The 19,355-nt window shown below is 66.3% G+C and carries 15 protein-coding genes and 1 pseudogene; 8 read left to right on the forward strand and 8 right to left on the reverse strand.

What is annotated here, in order from left to right; all coding sequences use genetic code 11:
- Positions 1 to 4 precede the first annotated feature (4 nt).
- Positions 5 to 1,891 carry a methyl-accepting chemotaxis protein gene (locus tag CVUC_RS10465; RefSeq protein WP_096032484.1) on the reverse strand — a complete coding sequence of 629 codons (1,887 nt, stop codon included), beginning with the start codon at positions 1,889 to 1,891 and terminating at the stop codon, positions 5 to 7.
- Between the two features lie 591 nt (positions 1,892 to 2,482).
- Here CVUC_RS10465 and CVUC_RS10475 point away from each other — a divergent pair.
- The 3 genes from CVUC_RS10475 to CVUC_RS10485 all read left to right on the forward strand — a co-directional run bounded on the left by CVUC_RS10475 (position 2,483) and on the right by CVUC_RS10485 (position 5,325).
- Positions 2,483 to 2,866 (forward strand): response regulator, encoded by a 384-nt coding sequence (locus CVUC_RS10475; RefSeq protein WP_010918478.1) that lies wholly within the window; start codon positions 2,483 to 2,485, stop codon positions 2,864 to 2,866.
- A 5-nt stretch (positions 2,867 to 2,871) separates the two neighbouring features.
- On the forward strand, positions 2,872 to 3,333 hold the full coding sequence (locus CVUC_RS10480; RefSeq protein WP_096032483.1) for a hypothetical protein: 462 nt from the start codon (positions 2,872 to 2,874) through the stop codon (positions 3,331 to 3,333).
- A 78-nt stretch (positions 3,334 to 3,411) separates the two neighbouring features.
- On the forward strand, positions 3,412 to 5,325 hold the full coding sequence (locus tag CVUC_RS10485) for a methyl-accepting chemotaxis protein (protein WP_096032482.1): 1,914 nt from the start codon (positions 3,412 to 3,414) through the stop codon (positions 5,323 to 5,325).
- Positions 5,326 to 5,378: 53 nt separating this feature from the next.
- Here the strand turns inward: CVUC_RS10485 and CVUC_RS10490 are convergent, their stop codons facing one another.
- Positions 5,379 to 5,756 (reverse strand): response regulator transcription factor, encoded by a 378-nt coding sequence (locus tag CVUC_RS10490; RefSeq protein WP_096032481.1) that lies wholly within the window; start codon positions 5,754 to 5,756, stop codon positions 5,379 to 5,381.
- 101 nt (positions 5,757 to 5,857) lie between these two features.
- On the opposite strand from CVUC_RS10490, the gene CVUC_RS10495 reads away from it, so the two are divergent.
- Positions 5,858 to 7,021, forward strand: a complete 1,164-nt coding sequence (locus CVUC_RS10495; protein WP_164468061.1) for a pentapeptide repeat-containing protein — start codon at positions 5,858 to 5,860, stop codon at positions 7,019 to 7,021.
- A gap of 81 nt (positions 7,022 to 7,102) precedes the next feature.
- On the opposite strand, the gene CVUC_RS10500 is transcribed toward CVUC_RS10495, so the two are convergent.
- Positions 7,103 to 9,310 carry a PAS domain S-box protein gene (locus tag CVUC_RS10500; RefSeq protein ID WP_096032479.1) on the reverse strand — a complete coding sequence of 736 codons (2,208 nt, stop codon included), beginning with the start codon at positions 9,308 to 9,310 and terminating at the stop codon, positions 7,103 to 7,105.
- A 137-nt stretch (positions 9,311 to 9,447) separates the two neighbouring features.
- Positions 9,448 to 9,633 carry a hypothetical protein gene (locus tag CVUC_RS10505; RefSeq protein WP_012640011.1) on the reverse strand — a complete coding sequence of 62 codons (186 nt, stop codon included), beginning with the start codon at positions 9,631 to 9,633 and terminating at the stop codon, positions 9,448 to 9,450.
- Positions 9,634 to 9,652: 19 nt separating this feature from the next.
- On the opposite strand from CVUC_RS10505, the gene CVUC_RS10510 reads away from it, so the two are divergent.
- Positions 9,653 to 10,207 (forward strand): hypothetical protein, encoded by a 555-nt coding sequence (locus CVUC_RS10510; protein ID WP_096032478.1) that lies wholly within the window; start codon positions 9,653 to 9,655, stop codon positions 10,205 to 10,207.
- A gap of 403 nt (positions 10,208 to 10,610) precedes the next feature.
- Here the strand turns inward: CVUC_RS10510 and CVUC_RS10515 are convergent, their stop codons facing one another.
- From CVUC_RS10515 to CVUC_RS10530, 4 genes are read right to left on the reverse strand one after another with little or no spacing between them, the layout of a single operon-like run.
- Positions 10,611 to 11,789 (reverse strand): aspartate aminotransferase family protein, encoded by a 1,179-nt coding sequence (locus tag CVUC_RS10515; protein WP_096032477.1) that lies wholly within the window; start codon positions 11,787 to 11,789, stop codon positions 10,611 to 10,613.
- 9 nt (positions 11,790 to 11,798) lie between these two features.
- The gene (locus tag CVUC_RS10520; protein ID WP_096032476.1) at positions 11,799 to 13,079 is read right to left on the reverse strand and encodes an N-succinylarginine dihydrolase; all 1,281 of its coding nucleotides are present in this window, start codon (positions 13,077 to 13,079) and stop codon (positions 11,799 to 11,801) included.
- Positions 13,076 to 14,494, reverse strand: a complete 1,419-nt coding sequence (astD, locus tag CVUC_RS10525; RefSeq protein WP_096032475.1) for a succinylglutamate-semialdehyde dehydrogenase — start codon at positions 14,492 to 14,494, stop codon at positions 13,076 to 13,078. The genes CVUC_RS10520 and astD overlap by 4 nt, the downstream gene beginning before the upstream one ends.
- Positions 14,481 to 15,524, reverse strand: a complete 1,044-nt coding sequence (locus CVUC_RS10530; protein WP_010918468.1) for an arginine N-succinyltransferase — start codon at positions 15,522 to 15,524, stop codon at positions 14,481 to 14,483. Before CVUC_RS10530 ends, astD begins: the two co-directional genes overlap by 14 nt.
- A gap of 118 nt (positions 15,525 to 15,642) precedes the next feature.
- Here CVUC_RS10530 and CVUC_RS10535 point away from each other — a divergent pair, with 118 nt between their 5' ends.
- The 3 genes and pseudogenes from CVUC_RS10535 to CVUC_RS10545 form a co-directional block, all read left to right on the forward strand.
- On the forward strand, positions 15,643 to 16,098 hold the full coding sequence (locus tag CVUC_RS10535; protein ID WP_024265572.1) for an Lrp/AsnC family transcriptional regulator: 456 nt from the start codon (positions 15,643 to 15,645) through the stop codon (positions 16,096 to 16,098).
- Positions 16,099 to 16,223: 125 nt separating this feature from the next.
- Entirely contained in the window at positions 16,224 to 16,295 is a 72-nt protein-coding gene (locus CVUC_RS10540) for a hypothetical protein (protein ID WP_024265571.1), read from the forward strand.
- Between the two features lie 106 nt (positions 16,296 to 16,401).
- Positions 16,402 to 19,308 (forward strand): annotated as a pseudogene (locus CVUC_RS10545) (TonB-dependent receptor plug domain-containing protein); the annotation flags it as partial.
- Positions 19,309 to 19,355 lie beyond the last annotated feature (47 nt).

Genomic DNA, 19,355 nt, shown 5'->3' on the forward strand with positions numbered 1-19,355 from the left:
GTGGTTAGGCGGCCCGCACCGTCTTCAGGAAGGTGTCCACGCGGTCACGCAGCGCTGCGGCCTGGCGCCCCAGCTCCTGCGAGGCGCTGACCACCTGGTGCGAGGCCGAGCCGGTCTGTTGCGCGCCATGCAAGACGTCGGAAATGTTCCGCGACACGTCTTGAGCGCCGTTGGCGGCTTCGGAGGTGTTGCGCGCGATCTCGCGGGTCGCGGCCGATTGCTCTTCGACCGCGGCGTTGATGGCCGTCGACACCGCGTTCATCTCGTCAATGATGCGCTGGATTTCGGAGATCGCCGACACCGAGTCGCTGGTGATGTTCTGGATCTCGTGGATCTGCGCGGCGATGTCCTCGGTGGCCTTGGCGGTCTGGGTGGCCAGACCCTTGACCTCGGCGGCCACGACGGCGAAGCCCCGGCCGGCCTCGCCGGCGCGCGCGCTTTCGATCGTGGCGTTCAGGGCCAGGAGATTGGTCTGACCGGCGATCTCGCTGATCAGGTTGACCACCTCGCCGATCTTCTGCGCCGAGACGGACATCCGGTCGATGGTCTCGCTGGTGCGGCGAGCGCGGTCGACGGCCTGGGCGGCGATCGAGGTCGAGTGATTGACCTGATGGGCGATCTCGTTGACCGACTTGCCCATCTCGTCGGTCGAGGAGGCCACCACGGCGACGCTGGTCGTGGCTTCTTCGGCGGCGGCGGCCACGGTCGCCGACTGCTCGCTGGTGCGGCTGGCGGTATCGGCCAAGGCGCGGGCCGTGAGCTCCAACTCGTCGGCCTTCTCGGCGACCAGGGCGACGACCGCGCCGACATCCGCCTCGAACTGATCCGCCATGGCGCGAACAGCCTCGCGCTTGGCGATTTCGGACTGCGCCGTCGTCTCGCGGGCGGCCTTGAGATTACCCTTGAAGTCCTCCAGCGCGACCGCCAGGCGGCCCATCTCGTTCTGATCGCGGGTAAACGGCGTGTGGACGTCCAGATCATCGGCGCGGAGCTTGTCGATCACCGCCAGCAGACCGCCGATGCGGCGCTGGATGCCGAACGCGAGCTGGACGGCCAGCAAGACCGCGAGGGCCAGGAAGGCGGCGACGACGCCGAGCCGTACGAACAGATCGGTCATGGCCGCCTGCTGGCGGTTCTCCAGCATCGTGTCGAGCACGACCGTGTCGGCGCGCCAAAGCGCGTCGATCGCGTTCAAGGCGACGCGTTCGGCGGCGATCGCTTCGGGCGACGTCGGATCGCTGGCCGCCATGACGGCGCTCACCGCCGTCTCCAGCTGGCGCAACGAGGCGGTCAAACCCGTGGCCACGGCGCGGCTTTTGTCGTTCGCCACCGCCGCTTCCACCGACGCCTTGGTCCGGTCCAGGGCGTCCTTGATCTGTGCGGAGTTCACCGCGCGGTCTTCGAGGGTGATCTGGTTGTGCCGAACACCGATGGTCCGCGCCAGGTTGGGCAAGCCGATGACCGCCGCATCCATGGCGTAGTAGCTGTCCAGATCAGGATCCAGGGTCAGGTTGGAGCCGTCGGCCACGGCCGCGATCAGCTTGTTCATCGCCTCGCCGCGCTGGTCGGGCGTCGCGCCCTGCAAGGCCTGCGCCGCCGCTTCCGCCGAGAAATCCTCGGCGCCGGCCGGGGACGCGCCGCCGGTCTGACCCGCCGAGGCGTAGATCGAGAGCGCTTGCGGCCAGGCCTTCCGGAGCCATTCGACGCCGGCGCGCTCCTTCTGGGCGAACGAGACCTCCTTCATCACCTGTTGAACATAGATGAAGGTCATCAGCGCCAGCGGCGCCAGAAGAACCAGCGCCATCAGGCCCAGCTTCTTTCCGATGGAAAGCCTGCTGTTGAGTAGCTCGAACATCGACCGTCCCTTTTCCCGATCTTCACGGCGCGCCACGGGCCCAACGCCGCAGAGTCTTAAAACCCGCCTTCATCGCGCTCCGCCCCCTCGCCTTCATCCGGGGGATGGGGGCGGCCTGGGCAAATCGCATGGGTCGTCAATCTCTGATCCGCGCGATTAACCGCGCGTTACCCGCCCCGAGCCCCGGCCCCGATTAACTCTAAGAGGTGCGATCTATACTCATTTTGAGTGCGGCAAATTTGGAGTAATACTGAAGCCTTTTAGCGTCGAGCTGCACCTACTAGGCTTCCGCCACGCCGCTCACCGCGAGCTCCGGCGGCGCAAAATCAGAAACACCGCCTATCTAAATGAGCAAAATGGCTCCCTTATACTCAAAAATACGCGCCTAAATTTTAAAACTGAATTATTCTAGCAAAACTTGCTCATGTATTCACTTAGCCACGGAATAGGAAGCCCTCAAACCGATCGCAAACAAGATCTATCCAGGATTAGTTTTCGCGAGTGAAATCGGCCCGATATCGGGGTGCGGCCAAATGTCACGAGGCCGAAGTAGGCAATCTTTATGCTTCAGCCGAGATTTTGATCGACTGGATCAGGTCGTCATCCGGACGGAGCCAAGAGACAAAGATGCCAGCCGCGAACATGCCCATCCTCGTCGTCGACGACTACAAGACGACCATCAAGATCGTACACGGACTTTTGCGCCAGCTCGGGTTCACGAACCTGGATGAGGCCGAGAACGGAGAGGAAGCCCTGCGCAAACTGCGCACGCAATCCTATCAGTTGGTCATCTCGGACTGGAACATGGAGCCGATGACCGGCATCGAACTGCTGCGGTCCGTGCGCGCCGACAGCGCCTTGCGCGCGACGCCCTTCATTATGATCACCGCGGAAAGCAAGGTTGAGAACGTCGTCGCCGCCAAACAGGCCGGCGCCAACAACTACATCGTCAAGCCTTTCAGCGCCGAGGCCCTCAAGCAGAAAATTGTGTCCATCTTCGGGGACTTCTGACCGCGATGACGGCGCGGCCCGACCTCATGTCCGATCCTGGCGGCGCTCCGGAGGCGGACCTGCAAGCGGCGATTTGCAGCCTGAATCCGGCCCGCTTCGCAGGCGAGCGGATCGGCGGGGCGCTGGTCGAATTGCAGGCGGCGCGCCAGGACGTGGAGAAGGCCGTTGAGCGCATCCTCGCCGAGGCCGAGGCGATGCTCGACGGCGACACCTCCGTCGAACGCGCTATCGCCGTGATGGAGGCGTGCGCCGTTCATGACATCGTTGGCCAGCGTCTCACCAAGGTCGAGGCGTTGCTGGCCGAGCTTGACCGGCGGCTGGCGCGCCTAGCCGGCGCCGCCGCGCTCACCGCGCTTCCGGAGGCAGAGTCTCCCTCCGAGGCCCGTCAACGGGAGCTCTGGCTCAACGGTCCCGCGCGTCCCGCCGAAGGACTCTCGCAGGCCGACGCTGACCGTCTTTTCGAATAGCCATCGGCCCGGCGTGGCCGTGTCGGCTTGTTAACCGTTTCCGCCAGATAGTCGAACCTGGGTTCAAGGTCAGCGATCATGCCGCCCCATTCATTCTCGCCGAAGGCGCTAACAGGTTCGATCAGCCGCATTCTGATGTTGGCGGTCGGATTGCTGACCCTCCTGCTGGCCGCCTCGGCCCTCTTCTGGGCCAGCGTCGAGGCCAACGAGATGGCGCTGCGGAAGCAGCAAACCAAGACCGACCTGATCCACGATGACCGCCTGCAAGCGCTCACCCGGCGCGTGGGCGTGATCCGCTACGATCTTCTGGCCCTGAAGGTCGCTGCGACCGGCGCTGACGTCTCCCTGATCGGCATCGAGTCCGTCCGCGCCCAGGCCAAGACACTGCAACGGGACGTCCGAGAGGTTGGCCGCCTCGTCAAGAGTGCGGAACTGCCAGGTCTCGGCGCGCAAGTCGCCGCCATAGAGACCAGCCTTGAGCCGCTCAGCGCGGAGGTCGAAGTCCTGGCTGCGGCCATCGAAGCCGGCGGATCAGCCGCCGCCGCGCCGCTGCGCGGTCCGTTCGACGCCCGCGTTCAGACGCTTACCCAAGCCGTCGAGGCACTGGATCAGGCGGTGGGCGCGCTGGCCGCGCGACATGGCAACCAGCGCCGCGCGTCCGAGGCGGCCTTGCTGAACGATAGCCAGCGGAACTTCACTTTCGCGATCGTCATCGCCGGGGCGAGCCTGCTGATCGGCGGCGCGATCCTGGCGATCCTTCAGCGACGCATCCTCAAGCCGCTGCGCCAGATCACCAGACATATGTCGGGCATGACTTCCGGCCAGTACGATATCGCGCCGCCCTTCGCCGAGCGCAATGACGAGATCGGCTGCATGGCCCGCTCCATCGCTGGACTTCAGGACGCGCTCCTCGAACGTCGCAAGGCCCGCGAGGCGCATGAGGCCGAGGTCGAGCTCTATCAGCTCGAACTCGAGCGCAGCGCGTCGGACGTCGAACGCATGAACACGGTGCGGTCAGCCATCCTCAACGACTTGGGCGAAGCCTTGGAGCGCGTGGCGGTCGGTGATCTGGGCGTGAGGCTGGACCAGCGGTTCCCCGAGGGTTTTGACCAGCTGCGCATCGACTTCAACGTCTCGATGGAAGCGCTGGGCAAGGTCATGCAGTCCATCCTCGAGGCGACGGAGGCGGTCAGCTTCGGCGCGTCCGAACTGTCGCGCGCGGCCAACCGTATGGCGACGCATACCGGCGAACAGGCCTCGTCGGTGCAGCAGTCGGCGCAGTCCTTGGCGAACCTTAAGGACGAGGTCACGGCCAACAACATGACCGCCCGGGACGTCCTGGGCGTCGTCAGCGACGCCAAGGCTTCCGCAGACACCACGCTGAGCGCCATGGAGCGCACCGTGCAGGCCATGAGCCGGATCGAGTCTTCATCGGCCGACATTCAGAAGATCAGCGAGGTGATCAGCGAGATCGCTTTCCAGACCAATCTCCTGGCCCTGAACGCGGGGGTCGAGGCCGCGCGAGCAGGAGAGTCCGGCCGCGGCTTCGCTGTCGTCGCGCAAGAAGTTCGCTCGCTGGCCCAGCGCTCCGCTCAATCGGCCCGGGAGATCACCGCGCTGGTCAATTCAGCCCGCGCTGACGTCGCGCAAGGCGGGCGCGAGGTTAGCAGCACCGGCGCGGCCCTCAACGCGATCGTAAGTCGCGTCCTGGAAATCCACGGCCTGGTCGAACGCATCTCCGCGTCCAACGAAGCCCAGGCTGGAACCATCGGTTCAATCACGCGGGCGGTTGACGTGATCGACGCCATCACGCGCGACAACTCTTCGATGGTGAGCGAGGCGACCGCCGCCAGTCAAACCCTGGCCGATGAGGCCAGCACGCTGACGACCTCGATCTCGCGCTTCCAAGGGCCGCTGCAAGGCCGCCAGAACGCCAGCGCCGAACCGCCGTCCATTGAGGCGCTCGACGAAATCGATCGTCTGTTCGGATGAGGAACGGCGCGTCATCGTCCCTGCGGCGTTCACGCCGCGCGCAGCGCCGCAGCCTAGGACGCCGAACGCACCATCCGCTCAAGGCGGCGCAGCAGCACCCGCGCCTCGAAAGGCTTACCGATAAAGTCGGCCGCGCCCAAATTCATCGATCGGCGGATATCCTCGGGCGAGGTCTGGGCGGTCAGCATCAAGGCCGGGATCTCCGCGAACGTCGGATCGCGACGCACCGCGTTGAGCAAGGCCAGGCCATCCATCCCGGGCATGTTGATGTCCACGACCATGGCGTGCGGCGCGACCACTGGCAGCATGTCCAGAGCGGCCTGTCCGTCGGCTGCGGTGCTGACCTCGTAACCTGCGCCTTCCAGGACCCCGGTCACGAGGTCGCGGATCGCTTCGTCGTCTTCCACAAGAAGGATTCGCATCGCGCCCACCCGACTATCCGCCCTCTGTTCTTCATGATCAGGCGTGCGAGATCAAGCGCGCTTCTTCCCGATGTGCCCTTGGCTGCGCGGAAGTACGGGAGCGCCAAATCGTGAGCACGCCCGACCGCTTGGACCAAAGGCAGCTCAGTCAAGCGGCTGTGGCGCACGCTCGGTTCAGGCAGGGCGAAGGCGGTCGGCGCCTGATCATGCGCTTTCACGATCTTAGCGGCCTTGATCTGTCCAACCGCGATCTGCGCGGCGCAGACCTGACGGGTTCGGATCTTTCCGATGCGCGGCTCGAAGGCGTCATGCTGGAGGAGGCCATCCTGTTCGGAGCGCTCCTGGAAAGGGCCAACCTCAGCCTTGGTCGTCTGCAGCGCGCGGATTTGCGCGGCGCCAATCTGCGGGGCGCGATCCTCGACGGCGCCGACCTGCGGCAAGTCGATTTTCGCTCCGGCAAACTGGCGGTAGCCGACGAAGCCAGCCAGTTCGTCATGATCCGGCGGGACGTTTCGGCCGCCCGCCTGGAAAGCGCTTCGATCACCGGAGCGACCTTGGACGGCGCGCGCATGGACCAGGTCCTGATGGGCGAAGCCGACCTGAGCGAATGCTCGCTCCGGGGCGCCACCATGCAGGGCGTGCGCCTGAAGAACGCCCGCCTGCGCGGCGCCGATTTCAGCAACGCCAATCTCGCGGGGGCGGACCTGCGCGACGCCGACCTCTCGCGCGCCATCCTTGTCGGGACCGCGATGAAGGGCGCGCGGATCGAGGGGGCGATCATCGAAGGGGTGCTGACGGCGCCGACCCCCGCCGCGATTGAAGCCGCGCCTACGCTGCGCCAGGCGCTCGACAGTCACCGGCAGTGGTTCGCCACCGGCGGCGCCAGTGGTCAGGTCGCCCGCCTGGAGGGCCGCGACCTTCGACCGCTGGGCACGCTGCTGGCCAACAGCGAACTGACCGCGCTGAAAGCTCGCGGCGCGTGCCTGGCGGGCATGGTGCTGGCCGGCGCGATGCTACAGGGCGCCGATCTGGACGAGGCGGATCTGCGTGGAGCGGACCTCCGCGGCGCCGACCTCCGCGGCGCCTCATTGCGCGGCGCCAACCTCTCGCAAGCCGATCTTCGAGAAGCCGATCTGCGCAACCTTGGACTTGAAACCGGGCGGGACCTGACGACCAAGCTCGATGGCGCGATGCTGCGGTACGCCGATCTTCGCGAGGCCAAGCGCAGCGGAAACTGGCCGCAGGCTGATACAACGGGCGCTCGCGGCCTTTAGGTTTCTCGGCGCTTAGAGGCTTTGAGATCAGATGTTTGGAGCCCTTTCGCTTTCGCTGATCCCGTCTAAGGCTAAAGCGCTCTAGGCTGGCCCCACGCCCTCCGGAAGCCCGTCATCCATCATGGCCGCGACCGACCGGATCGCCGTCGCGGGGCTCGCGTCCTGCGCCAGAAGTCCATCAAGGATCTGCGGCGGGGGCGTGGCGGCCGCCTCGCGGGACACGACGGCCAGATAGGGGGCGTAGCGATTTTGGCCGGCTTGCCGCATCCGCCGCGCCAGGTCGCAATGGCCGTCAAGATCGAGGTCCAGTTGGAACACGACACAGTCATAGCCCCGCGCCTCGCTGAGACTGAGGGCCGCCTCGGCTGTTGTAGCCTCGTCAACGCGCGCGCCCGCATCGGCCAGGACCGCTGACAGGCTCTGGATCGCCGATCCAACAAGCAGGATCGGCGCCCCTTCGGGCAAGACGGGCGAGGCGGCGGCGCTCTCGGGAGCCGCGTCCAGCGACAGCATGGGCAAGGTCAGCGTGAAGGTCGATCCCTGCCCCACCGTCGAGCTCACCTGGATTTCACCGCCCATCGCCTCCGCCAAGAATCGACCGATGGCGAGGCCCAGCCCCGAGCCGCCAAACCGCCGCGCAATAGTGTCATCCACCTGCGAGAAGCGGCCGAATAAGCGCTCCAGGTGATCCTCCGCGATGCCGATGCCCGTGTCGGCTACCGCAATCTCGAGCATTCCGTCGTCATTGCGCTGAGCAGTGACCGTAACGCCGCCCTGTTCGGTGAACTTGATGGCGTTGCCGATCAGATTCAGCAACACCTGCCGCACGTGCTGGCTGTCCAGCGCCGCGCACAGACCGAGGACCGCCGAGCCATCGTAGCTTAAGCTCAGCCCCTTGCGGTCGGCCTGCACGCTGAGCAAGGCGACCGTCTCGGCGATCAGACCATTGACCTCTGTGGCCGCGGTGACGATGCGCACGCCCCCGCTTTCAAGCTTCGAGAAATCGAGAATGTCGTTGATCGTGGACAGCAAGGCGCGGCCGCCCGCGGAAATGCGATCGGACGCATGGCGTACGGTCGGCGACAGCGCGGGCTCGGCCTGGATCTGCTCGGCGAAACCAATGACGCTGGTCAGGGGGGTGCGCAACTCGTGCGTCATATTGGCCAGAAAGGCGGATTTGGCCCGCACGGCGGCCTCGGCGCGCACCCGAGCCGCGATCAGGCTCTCCTCCAACGAGTGTCGATCGGTCATATCGCGAAAGGTCGAGGTCAGGGCTACGGGGACACCGTCCGCGTCGCGCTCCAGCCACCCCTTGCCCTCCATCCAGCGATAGTCGCCGTCGACGCTCAGGAATCGCAGTTCGGTGTCCAGGGACGGCCGCTTGTCGCCGCGGCTCTCGAAGGCGCCGGCGATGAAGGCCGCCGCGCGCTCGGTCTCATCGGGGTGAACCAGGGACATGAACGACGCGCCTTCCTGAGCAAGGTTCGCCAAGCCAAGGCGGTCAGCCGAGGACGACGCGTAGAGGATCTTTCCGGACGCATCGACTTGCACGGTGAGATCCTGCGCCGACTCCGCCAGCAGCCTTAAGCGCCATTCGCTGGCCTCGGCGCGTTCGCGCGCTTCATGCGCCTGCGCCAGCGCCAGTTGATAGCGGCGTTCGGTCTCGATCTGTTCTGTGATGTCGCGCGCAATATCGACAAAGCCGGTGACGACGCCCTCGGCGTTCCGGATCGGCATGGGGCGGGACTCGAGCACGCGAATGTCACCGGCGACGTGCCGCACACGCATCCGCAAGCGGCTGGACGGAGCCGCGCCCTCGCGCAGCAGGTCCGCATAGTAGGCCGCGACCGCGGCGTGATCCTCGGGCGCGATGAAATCCCAGGTGCGACGGCCCGCGGCCTCTGCGACCGAACCGCCAATGATGCGCGACCAGGCCGGCGAGACCCGCAGCAGGCGTCCGGTGAGGTCATAATGGCTGATCAGATCGTCGGGCGCCTGTTCGAGCATTGCAAAGGGCGACGCATCGGCGACAAGGTCGGCCACGAGCGACGCCAGTTCCGTCAAGAGCTCCCGCGCCGCCTCTCCGTCTGAGCCGCTCGCCCACAGACACAAGTCAGAGCCGGACGCGCCGACATCGACCGCGAAACCCTTGCCTGGGAGGGCGTTCTGCGACGTCCCGCGTCTGATCAGCTCCAGAGCCTCAACACCAAGCCGCCTCCGATATAGGGACAGGAGGGCGTGTATCGCCGGATGATCAGGGACCGAGCCTGCCATGTGCTCTGAGGTCATGAACTGGGCAATCTCTGAGGGCCTACACAGCGCGAGGCTATCCGGTCGCGCAGCACGTCGTTCAATCTATTCTTCTCGGTCGGCCCAAGCACGCCATCCAGGAGAGGATCACGGTCGCTGAGACTATTGGCCGCAGGTCAGGAGCGGTCTAGGGGCCAATGTCGAAGTATTTGTCGCCACAAGCCTGCCAAGAGGTCCTCAGCCAAGGCGATGAAGGCGCGGAGCTTGTCGGCACACTCCCGCTGCACGATGTCTTCATCGGACGGGACGTCTTGACCTTCGGTGATGAAGCGTATGACGACGCCTCCAGGCTGATCGTCCAAGGCGGCTTCCTCAGCGAGGGTGGCCCAAGCTTCGGCCTCGCCGTCGGTCGTGTCCAGGGCCTTTCTGATGCTGCGCTTTGGACTGCATCTAGGCCTACGCCAGAAGAACCTGCGCCAGCTTTTGATCTGCCAGCGCGGCGCGCCCGCCTCGTCTGAGCGCCGCCTAGAGACACTGAAATGCGGCGAGCTCCGCTGGAACGAACGTGAAGGGGGCTGGGAGGCGTTCATCCCTGCTGTCGCGTTCAAGAACGCGGGATCTTCGTACTTCGGTCGCCAGCCGTTTCGCCTGCTGCTGCCGGACCTCGGCGGCCTCTACGATCAGATCGGCGCCTATCTGAAGGTTCACAGGCCGCGCCTCCTTGGGGGCGCGGCGGATCCCGGGACCTTTTTCGTGAAGACCATGAAGGCGACGAGCAAGAGCGCCGCCTATGATCAGAATACGTTCTATGAAGCTTGGCGACTGGCGATTCAGCGCTACGGCATTTTCAATCCCTATACGGGGCGCGGGCGCCATCGAGGGCCCGTTGCCGCATGGGCCGCGAAGATCCTGAACAAGGCCTGGGAGGACGCATGACCCGCGCGTCTCTGGACAGCCTTAAGTGGTCACCATGCCGTTTGTGGCCAGCGTTGAGTGGTGACCCCAAATGGTCGATTTGGCAGTGTTCTGAAAAATCAAAGGGCTACGCGGACAGCGTAAAATGGTCCCCACAGGGGTATTGTACGGACCACCTAACGCTGTCCACTTTGACCACTTAAGGCTGTCAGCCTTTGCGACTCAGTTGCAAGAATGGCAGCTGTGGCCGGGGCGCTTCGGCCAACGGGGTTTGAGAGTAGCGCCCGTGATGGCGCGCATACCGTCAACCCGATACGCCCCTTTGGCCTTTGAAGATGACGCGCCGTCGCCGGCCAGCATGAGCAGATAATTCAAGCAAATGGGTAACTGGCTCACTCGCTGCCTCTAGGCCCGGGCCGGCATGTCACGCAGCGATAGGCAACCAAGCTTCCGCAGCGCGCAGTAGTCGAGCTTCGGCTTCGGCGATCTCCAGTTCGCTGATCGTCAGCGGCGGCAGGAGGCGCACGACATCGGCGCCCGCCGCAACGGTCATGACGCCAAAGTCTCGCAAGTGCGCGACGACGTCCCGCGCCGACGCACGAACCTGAAGTCCTCGCATCAGACCATGGCCCTGAGCTCGGACGAACAGGTCGCTGTGTCGACGCAAGAGGCGCTGTAGCAGAGCGTCCACAAGCGCCGCCCGTTCACGAACAGTCTCCAGAAAGCCAGGCGCCAGCACCGCGTCCAGCACCGCCGAGGCGACAGCGCAGGCCAGTGGATTGCCGCCGTAGGTGCTGCCGTGTGACCCAGGCGTCATGCCGCTGGCGGCGTCCTCGGTCGCAAGGCAAGCGCCGATTGGAAAGCCGCCGCCCAGCCCCTTGGCCACAGCGATGATATCGGGCCGCACGCCATAGAGCTCATGGGCGAACAGGTGGCCCGTGCGACCGATGCCGGTCTGCACCTCGTCAAGGATCAGCAGCAGGTCATGCTGGTCGCACAGGGCGCGAAGGCCGGCCAGGAACCCGGGAGTCGCCGGCGTTAGGCCGCCTTCGCCCTGGATCGGTTCGACCAGAATCGCGGCGGTCTGTGGGGTGATCGCGCGCGCTGCGCCCTCGATATCGTTGAACGGTGTGGTGTCGAAGGCGTCGTAGAGCGGCGTAAAGCCTTCCCGAACCTTCATCTGATCGGTGGCCGAGATGGTCGCCAGGGTGCGGCCATGGAAGGCGTTGCCGAAGGTCAGCACACGGTAACGCTCAGGGCGGCCCTTCGCGCCTTGCCAGCGCCGCGCGGTCTTGATGGCGGCCTCGACCGCCTCGGCGCCGGAGTTAGCGAAGAACACGCGGTCGGCGAAGGTCGCGTCGGTCAGCTTGGTGGCCAGGGCTTCCTGGGCCGGCAGCCGGTAGAGGTTGGAGGCGTGCCACAGGATGTCGGCCTGTGTCTTCAGCGCCTGGACCAGACGCGGATCGCCGTGACCCAGGGTGTTGACCGCCACGCCGGCGGCGAGATCCAGGTAGTCGCGGCCGTCCTGGTCGTAGAGCCAGCAGCCTTCGCCGCGGACGATGTCGATGTTGGCGCGCGCATAGGTGTTCATCAGGGCGGACACGGCGGTCTCCTAGACGGTCGGGGCGGTGAGGAAGGTTTCGAGGGCGGCGTGGGCGACCATGGCGGCTTCCCAGAGCGCGGGATCGGTCAGATCGGATGGCGCTATAGCTCTTGGCCACCAGGTTTCGACCAGGCGTGTCAGCCGATCGAGGCGTGCGTGGTCCAGCAGGAAGGCCGGGTTGATCTGGTCGCGCGCTGCGGCCGCAACGGGTACGCGCAGGCGCAGGCAGGCCGGACCGCCGCCGTTGCTCATGCTCTGGCGAAGATCGACGACCTTAACCTTTGTGACCGGATTGTCCGCCGCCAGGATCGTCTGAATCTCACGCCAGGCGGCGGCGTTATCGCGCGCCTCGACTGGGACGATCAGGGCCATGTCGCCGTCCGGCAAGGACACCAGTTGCGAATTGAACAGGTAGGAAGCGACTGCGTCTTCGAGGCTCAGGTCGCGCGTCTCGATGACCACCAGCCCGGGCAGCCGCGCGGAGAGTTCGGCCAGCAGGTCGGGACGCGTGGCGAAAGCCTGAGGGTGGGCCAGCAGGACGTTGGCGTTGGCGACCGCGACGACGTCGTTGTGAAAGGCGCCGGCCTTGATCGCCTCGGCGCTCTGCATCGCGAAAAGCGCGGCGGGCTGAACGCCCGCCAGCCGCGCCGCGGCCTGACTCGCGCGCAGGGCCTGGCGTTCGGGGAAGCGGCCGCCCCGCGGCGCGCCGTGGACAAAGACATTGACGCCGCGCGCGCCGTGGTTCGCCGCCAGCCGCATATGGTTGGCCGCGCCCTCGTCGCCCAGATGGGCCGCGAACGGCAGAGGGGCATGGACCGCGAAGGCCTCGCCGGAAAAGACGCGCCGCAGCGTGGCGTAGGTGTCATCCGCCTCCAGCGACCGATGAATCATCGTGCCCAGATTGGCCGTGACCAGGTGGACGCGGCCGTCGGCGGTGTCGGGCGCGGCGAGCACCGTGGCGGCGTTGGCGGTCCACATCGACGACGCTGAGGACGCCGCGCGCAACAGGTCTAGATCCTCGTCGGCGACCTGGGCCAGGACCGCTTGGTCCGAACCCTTGAAGCCCAGCCGACGAAGGACATGCGCGGCTGGGCGCGGCGGCGGCGGTAGAAAGCCCTGGGTCAGGCCCAGATCCAGAAGCGTGCGCATCTTGGTCAGGCCCTGCAGGGCCGCCGCGCGTGGGCTTGAGACCGCGCCCGCGTTGCTGTGCGAGGCGATGTTGCCCAAGGACAGGCCCGCATAGTTGTGGGTCGGTCCGATCAGGCCGTCGAAATTGATTTCCAAGGTCATGGGGTCAGGCCGATCGGCAGACGGAAGACGGGGCTGGGGCTTTCCAGCCCGGCGACGGGATAGGCGCTGTAGTCGGCGGCGTAGTAGGCGCTGGGGCGGTGGTTGCCAGACCCGCCAACCCCGCCGAAGGGCGCGGCCGACGAGGCGCCGGTTGTGGGACGGTTCCAGTTGACGATCCCGGCGCGCACGCTGGCCCAGAAGCGCCGGTAGAGCGCCTCGTCATCGCTGATGAGACCGGCGGCGAGACCAAATCTTGTGGCGTTGGCCAGGGCCAGGGCGGCGTCGAAATCCGCCGCGCGGCGAACCTGAAGCAGCGGTCCGAAGATCTCCTCGTCGCGCAGCGGCGCGTCGGTGAGCTCGATCAGGCCAGGCGAGAGTAGAGCCGAGCGCGCTTCGCGGACCGCGGCCAGCCGCAACGGTCGCCCGCCGTCGGCGGTCATCCGGTCCTGGGCCGCCAGAACCTGAGCCGCCGCGTGGGCGTCGATCACCGGGCCCATGAAGGGCGCGGGCGATTGGAAGGGGCCGCCGATCACCAAGCGGTCCATCAGCATCGTCAGCGCCTCCAGCAGCGCATCGCCGCGTGCGCCCTCGGGCAGAATCAGCCGCCGCGCGCAGGTGCAGCGCTGGCCGGCGGTCACATAGGCGGACTGGACGATCAGGTGCGCCGCCGCTTCAATGTCCGCGACGTCCCAGACGACCAGGGGCGCGTTGCCGCCCAGCTCCAACGCCAGAATCTTGTGCGGGGCGTCAGCCAGCGCCCGATGGATGGCGCGCCCGGCCTGGACTCCGCCGGTGAACAGAACGCCGTCCACCGCCTCGTGCCGAACCAGCGCCTCGCCCGCCTCGCCGCCACCGATCACGATGGTCAGGACGTGGTCCGGCAGTCCCGCCGCGCGCCAGAGTTCGCCCATCAACTGGCCGCAGGCGGGCGTCTTTTCGCTGGGCTTGAACACCACGGCGTTACCCGCCAACAGGGCCGGAACGATGTGGCCATTGGCCAGGTGCATGGGAAAATTGAACGGGCCGATCACAGCCAGGACGCCGTGAGGCCGGTGCGCCAGCCGCGCAGTAGCGTCGGCCATGGACTCGGACCGCTCGCCCGCTCGCTCGTCCTGGGCGCGGATCGAGATGGCGACCTTGGCCGCGACGCTGTCGGCCTCGGTAAGCGCCTCCCACATCGGCTTGCCGGTCTCGCGGGCGATCAGGGTGGCGATCTCCTCCCGGCGTGCACGGACGATCTCGGCGAAGCGCAGGGCGATCGCGCGGCGCTCGGCCAGCGGCGTCATCGCCCATTCCGCGAACGCGGCGCGAGCACTATGGCAAGCCGCGTCGATGCTGCGCGCATCGTTCACAGCGAAATCCGCGATCGCCTCGCCCGTATAGGGGTCACGAGAGATGAGCCTAGAAGCGGACATGGGTGATCTCCTGGCCGGGCGCCAAGCCCAGGGCGTTGATGAGCGAGGCTTCGGCGCGGACGCCGTCGTCGCCCGCGCTCAGGCCGCCGCGCACCACACGGAACGCCGCGCCGGCCCCCGCGCAGACCAGGGCGTCGTCGGTGGGGGTGTCGGTCAGACCGGCTAACGGCGCGCGACGCGCCTCGCGAATGGCCTTCAGATCGTCGATCCGCGCGCGCAAGGTCGGACCGCCGTCGAAGATGTCGACATAGCCGTCGCTGACGAAGCCCTCTTCGCGCAGCAGGCGCTCGGCCCCGACACCGTCCTGGTGGGGCTTGCCCAGCGCCGCCTGGGCTGCGGGCGGCAGCAGCCCGACGTAGATCGGATACTTGGGACCGAGGTCGGAGATGAAGCGGGTGCCGCTCAGCGCGCAGGCGCGGTCGGCCGCCGCGAAATCCATGGCGTAAAAATGCGCGCCGAGCGCATCCCAGACCGGCGAGCGACCATCTGCGTCCTGAACGCCCCGAAGGTCTGCAATCACCTGCTCGCCGAACCAGTCCCGGTGGCGGGCCATGAACAGATAGCGGCTACGGGCCATCAGTCGCCCTGCCTGGCCCTTGCGCGCGTCCGGCGCGACGAACAGCCCTCCGACCTCGGCTTGGTCGGTAAGGTCGTTGACCAGAGTCAGCACAGACATTTCGACGCGCTTGCCCAGGTCCGGCGACAGTTGGGTCAGGCGGGTGACGCGATAGCTGTAGAAGGGTTGAGCGACCCCGATCCGGGCGAACACGCAGGCCGCGCCAATAACGCGGCCTTGCCGCTCCAGGACCAGATAGACCGCCGCTCCGGCGTTGCGGGTTTCCGGGTCGATCAAGGCCTGTTCCGACGCGGCCAAGCGGTCGTCGAGCGCGGCTCGGTCGGCGGGGAGATTGGTCATTCCCGCATCGGCCGCCCGCGCCAAAGCCAACAGTCCGTCAAGGTCGCCGCGGCGCGCAGGGCGAACCAGATCGGCCGTCTGGGGCGCGGATGGCGTTGTGGGTGGCCTTGACACCGAATTTTCTCCTCCCGATTAGTCTCCAGTCTTGCCGAGGTTTCACGGCATTGCTGATTGAACTTCGGCGTTCAGGCCGAAGAAAATGCGGTTCTCTAAGGGCGGAGCGACAGAAGCTGTGGTGGATCGGATCGACGAGAAGATTCTGCGGGCGCTGCAGGCCGATGCGCGCCTGACCAACGCGGCCCTGGCCGAACAGGTGGGCCTCTCGCCCAGCGCCTGCCTGGTGCGAACCCGTCGCCTGGAGGCCGAGGGTTACCTGCTCAGCTACCATGCCCGTCTGGCCGTGGAGCGCCTGCGGCCGACTGTGATCGTGTACGCCGAGGTGACGCTCAAGCGGCACCATCCGGATGACTTTCTGGTGTTCGAAACCGCCATCGCCGACTTGCCGGAAGTCATTGAGGCGGCTCAGGTCAGCGGTCCGTTCGACTACTTCCTGAAGGTCTGCGCCCGCGACGTGCTCAGCTGGCGGGAGCTGGCGGACAGTCTGCTTCGCAGCGAGTTGGGCGTCGACAAAATCGCCACCCACATCCTGATGAAGGAGACCAAGCCCTTCGTCGGATATCCGCTCTAGGCGACCCGGTGGCGGCGCCTGAATTTTGAGCGGTGACGTGGGTCTTCGGCGGCATCATCTTGCAGGCGGCTTGCCAGATGCGGACTTTTATGTAGCGTTATCGCGTCGAGAGGACACGCTCAGCCATGCGCACCCCGCATCAGGTTCTCGTGCGCCGGTCTGTTCAGTACCATCTGAAAGACTGGTTCAACGAGTGATACGCCCCCCGGCCGCCCAGCGGTCGGCCATAGGCGTGCGCCCCTAGGGCGCCCTTGGACATCCCCATACAGGCCCTGAGCCGTCGCGCCTCGCGATGGTCGGAACCCTTGCGGCGTCCCGCCTTCCACCGCTCTTCGCCATCGACATAGCGCCGCTCGCGGGCAAGGTCCCGTCGCGTGGCTCCGGGGGACATTTTCCATGAACTTCCATCGCAACGACCTGAGCCATGTGCTCGGGGCGATACTGGCGCTCGGCCTGACGCAGACCGCCTTCGCCCAGGAAACCAAGCCAGCCAAACCGCCCGCCGCCCAGGATGAGCCGCAGGTGCTCGAAGCCGTGACCGTAACGGGCACCCGGATCCAGGGTCTGGATCTGAAGGGGGCGGTGCAAGCCTATCAGATCGACCGCGAACTGATCGACGAGTCGGGGGCGACTTCGGTCATCGACCTATTCAACCAGCTGCCAATCGCCGCCGGCGGCGGCGGCACCTTCTCGACGGCCAGCGCCGGCGCGCTTTCCGGGGACACGCCCGTCGGCGCGTCAGGCGTCTCGCTGCGGGGGCTGGGAACCAGCGCCACCTTGACCCTGATCAACGGTCGACGCGCGTCGATCAGCGCCTTCGCTCGGGGCCAGGAATCCTTCATCGACGCCAGCGCTATCCCATTGGCCGCGCTCGAGCGCGTCGAGATCCTCCCTAACGGCGCCTCGGCCCTCTACGGCGCAGACGCGGTGGCCGGTGTCGTTAACTATGTCCTGCGCAAGGACTTCGAGGGCCTGGAAGCGTCGCTCTCCTACGGCGACTCGACGGCCAAGAGCGACGAAGGCCGGGTCAATTTCAACCTTGTCGCCGGCAAGGCGTTCGGCGATCACCACGTGACGGCTGTGGTCGACTACTTCAAGCGCAACGCCTTCTATCTGCGAGACCGCGCCGCTTCCCGCGACTCTTTCCGACCCAGCCAGCAGGGCTTCCATCCCAGCTTCAACGATCTCTTCTTCATGACCAACGACCAGACCGAAGGGCCTGGCGGAAGCGGTTGCGCGAGCGCGGACTTCAAGGTCGGGAACCTCGGCGAGTACTGTCAGGTCAACGCCAACCGCTACGTCTCCTCTCAGGACGAGCAGGAAAGCGTCGGCGGGCTGATCTCGCACAGCTACAGCTTCGGCGACGGGGCGACTTGGTACAACGAACTCCTGTTCCAGTCCTCCAAGGCGCAGGGCACGAGCTCGCCGGCCAACTTCTCACGGGCGCCTATCGATCCGGAAAATCCCAACTGGCCGACCACGCTGAAGGACGACCTCGTCGCCGAGGGCAAGGTGCGGCGCTTCAGTTCCTATTACGGCTTTCCGATCTTCGCCTGGGGCAAGCTGATCGACTCCCGCGCCGTGGAAGTGGAGTCGCAATCCTACCGCTTCGTGACGGGCCTGAAGGGTCGGTTGGCCTCGGGTTGGACCTATGATGCAGGCCTGACCATCGGCGGCAACGACCGGACGCAGGAAGGCCTCTCGGGGCTCTACCGCTCGAAGGCCTTCTATGACGCCAATCTCGGAAATCTGTGTACGGACGGATCGGCTGTCCGACGCTGGAACGTCAACCTAAGCCGGCCCAGCGCCACCTATGTCGGCGCCACATGTGAGGCGGCGGGCAAGACGACGCTTTGGTACAATCCGTTCGGCGGCCAGACCCAGCAACCGGGCGGCTTGACCGACCGGTTGGAAACCAAGGCCCGCCGCGAGGGTCGCTCTCGCGCCTACGCCTTGGACGGGTCGCTGTCGGGGGACCTGTTCACCCTGGCTGGTCGTCAGGTGAAGGGCGCCTTCGGGGCGGAGTATCGCCGCGAGACCCTGCGCGACACGCCGTCCGGCGACGCCGTGGCCACCGCGACCAACCCCGAACCGATCCTGGGTTTCTCATCGACCAGCGCCAAGGCAGAACGGGACCAGTGGGCCGTCTACGGCGAGGTCTATGCCCCGCTATCGGACCGTCTGGATCTGCAGCTGGCGGCCCGGTACGACCACTACGACGCGTTCGGCGGCGACTTCAATCCGAAGGTTTCCGCGCGGTTCCGCGCGACGGACGCCCTGACGTTCCGGGCGAACTGGTCCACCTCATTCCGCGCGCCATCCTTGGCCCAGAGCGGCGCCGGCGTGCTGCTGTCCAGCTACCGCGTGAACTGCAGGATCACCCCGCAGGCCTGCGGCGGCAGCGCGACCGCAAACGGACAGGCGCTCCTGTCGGAGGACGTCGGCAACCCCGAACTGAAGGCCGAGAACGCCAAGACTTGGGGCGGTGGTCTGTTGTTCGAGCCGACCGACGATATTGAGATCAAGCTGGACTACTGGAATATCGAACACCGCAACCTGGTGGGCGTCGCGGAGGACGACTTCATCCGTCGCGCCCTGGCCGGGGCTTTCCCGGTGAAGGGGCCGGGCCAACTTCCGACGGGCCAGGCGGGTGTCGAGGTCACTAACGGCTTCGTTACGGACGCGCACTTCCAGATCAGCAATCTTGGCTACCAGAAGACCCGCGGCGTCGATTTCTCCTATACCCAGCACCTGCCCGAGAGCTCGGCGGGGCGCTTCACCGCGACGTTCGACGCGACCTATCTGATCGCCTTCGACCGCAAGGCCTCGGCCGACGCGCTGATTGAGCGCCTGGCCGGCGACTATCTCTATCCGCGATTCATGGCGAACGCCCGGATCCGCTGGAGCAAGGACGCCTTGCGAGCCTCCTTGGGCGCCCGCTATGTTAGTCGTTACACCGACCAGCCCGACCCGCGCACCCTGGCAGCGGTCGGTATCGCGGCCAATACCAAGGTCAAGGTGGACGCCTCGTTCACGCTGGACGGCAGCGTCAGCTACGACTTCTCGGAGCACAGCTACATTCAGCTGAACGTCCGCAACCTGCTGGACGAGGCGCCGCCTCGGGTTCTGGGCTCAAGCGCGAACGTCGACCTCTACAATCATGACCTCATCGGGCGGTTTGCTACACTCCGCCTGACACATCGCTTCTAGCCCTTGGGCCCAGCGCGTGGCTTCGCGGCGCGGAGCCACGCGCGCCT

The organism is Caulobacter vibrioides (assembly GCF_002858865.1).
GTDB lineage: Bacteria > Pseudomonadota > Alphaproteobacteria > Caulobacterales > Caulobacteraceae > Caulobacter > Caulobacter vibrioides.